At 76.8% G+C, this 327-nt stretch carries 1 protein-coding gene; it reads left to right on the forward strand.

The window, feature by feature from the left end; all coding sequences use genetic code 11:
- The first annotated feature begins 1 nt into the window (after position 1).
- Complete coding sequence (locus JHD63_RS25140; protein ID WP_370590628.1) at positions 2 to 148, forward strand: GspE/PulE/PilB domain-containing protein; 147 nt, start codon at positions 2 to 4, stop codon at positions 146 to 148.
- The last annotated feature ends 179 nt before the right edge of the window (positions 149 to 327 follow it).

Below are 327 nucleotides of genomic sequence, written 5' to 3' on the forward strand. Positions count from 1 at the left end.
CGTGTACCCCTTGCGGCTGGAGGACGGCCGGCTCGACGTGGTCATGGCCGTGCCGCAAGACGCCTTTGTGGTGAAAGCCCTGCATCTTGCTACCGGCTTGCAGATTCGGCCGTTCCTGGGCATAGAGCTGTCTCTTATACACATCTGACGCTGCCGACGAAGAGAACCTAGTGTAGGTGTCGGGGGGGGGGGGGGGGGTGAGAGGGGGGGGGGGGGGGGGGGGGGGGGGGGGGGGGGGGGGGGGGGGGGGGGGGGGGGGGGGGGGGGGGGGGGGGGGGGGGGGGGGGGGGGGGGGGGGGGGGGGGGGGGGGGGGGGGGGGGGGGGGG

The sequence above is a fragment of the Xylophilus sp. ASV27 genome (genome assembly GCF_016428875.1).
GTDB lineage: Bacteria > Pseudomonadota > Gammaproteobacteria > Burkholderiales > Burkholderiaceae_C > Xylophilus.